This is a genomic window from Acidipropionibacterium thoenii DSM 20276, from assembly GCF_000423445.1.
GTDB lineage: Bacteria > Actinomycetota > Actinomycetes > Propionibacteriales > Propionibacteriaceae > Acidipropionibacterium > Acidipropionibacterium thoenii.
In genome coordinates, this window is record NZ_AUHZ01000044.1 from 1 (window position 1) to 1,617 (window position 1,617).

1 protein-coding gene is annotated in these 1,617 nt (G+C 68.2%); it reads right to left on the reverse strand.

Features of this window, described 5'->3' with window-relative positions; genetic code table 11:
- Positions 1–312: 312 nt before the first annotated feature.
- Entirely contained in the window at positions 313–1,494 is a 1,182-nt protein-coding gene (locus G554_RS0109390) for an alcohol dehydrogenase catalytic domain-containing protein (protein ID WP_027587687.1), read from the reverse strand.
- Positions 1,495–1,617: the final 123 nt, after the last annotated feature.

Consider the following 1,617-nt stretch of genomic DNA (forward strand, 5'->3'; position numbering starts at 1 on the left):
GGCTCCATCACTACAATCACCACAGACCCCACACCGGGATCGGCGGCCAGACCCCCTCAGCCCGCGTTCACAACGTCACGGGGAAGTACACCTAGTTCCTCCACCTGCCCCTCGGTGACGGTGGTCCCCCGCAACGCCAGCTCGGCGGCGAACTGCGCCAAGGTCCAGCGACGGGCCTTCCTCGCAGCGGTGATGTTTCTTCCAAGATGCTGCACAGCCTGATTCATATGCCTCGTCCTTGAGCGTCTCTCCTCGCGGCGGGCCTACCGCTGGCCCGCCCGGGGCGCCACCGCCCCATCGGCGTCCCGGTGCTCATGCGGACGGGTCCAGCACGACCTTCACGCACCCCTCCTCCTTGCCCTGGAACACCCGGTAGGCCTCCGAGGCCCGTGTCAGCGACAGCCTGTGAGTCACCAGATCCGTCAGGCCGAGCGGGTCGGACGGATCCTCGACCAGGGGCATCAGGTCCTGCGTCCACCTGCGCACATTGCACTGGCCCATCCGCACCGTGAGCTGCTTGTCGAACATCTCCATCAGCGGCATCGGGCTGGCCATCCCGGCGTAGACCCCCGCCAGCGAGACCGTGCCGCCCCGGCTCACCAGATCCACGGCGGCGCGCAGGGCGGCCGTCCGATCGACTCCCGCCGAGGTCATCGCCCTCTCTTGAGCCTGCGTCGGAAGCATCTCCACCGCCCGTTGCATCGCTGAGGCGACGGGGCTTCCATGGGCCTCCATCCCCACCGCATCGATGACGGCGTCAGGCCCCCGCCCACCGGTGTCGAAGCGCATCGGGCCCCGGGCGTCCTCAGCCCCGGGGAAGGTGGTGACGCCGTGGCGGGTCGCCATCGCGCGTCGCTCGGCGACCGGGTCGACGCCGTACACCCTGGCCCCCAGATGGACCGCCACGCGGGCGGTGAGCTGGCCCACCGGTCCCAGACCTAGCACTGCCACCGAGCTTCCGGCGGTGGCCCCCGCGTACCGCACGGCCTGCCAGGCCGTCGGCAGGATGTCGGACAGGAACAGGTAGCGCTCATCGGGCAGGTCCGTGCCAACCTTCATCAGCCCGTACTCGGCCCGGGGCACCCGGACGAACTCCGCCTGGGCGCCGGCCAGCGACCCGTACAGCTTCGAGTAGCCCAGCAGCGCGGCACCGGTGCCGAAGGCGGAGACCTGAGTCACCTCGCACTGGGACTGCAGGCCGGCATGGCACATATCACAGTGCCCACATGCCACATTGAACGGCACCACGACCCGGTCGCCGGGCCTGACCGATGACACCGCCGATCCGACCTCCTCGACCACCCCCATCCCCTCGTGGCCGAGGATGTCGCCCGAAGTCATGAACGGCGTCAGGAGCTCGTACAGATGCAGATCCGACCCGCAGATGGCCGTGGAGGTCACCCTCACCAACACGTCCTGATCCTTAACGATGACCGGATCATCGACGGTCTCAGTGCGGACGTCCCGTCTGCCGTGCCAAGTGACTGCGCGCATATCACGCCCTCCTTGTCCAGTGGAAATTGGGCTCTTCAGGATCCAGGGTGTAGTCGGGGTCTGAACCCTCCGGTCTCCAGGAGGCTTCGGAGTCGGTAGTGGACCTCGTTGCGGAAGCCCAGG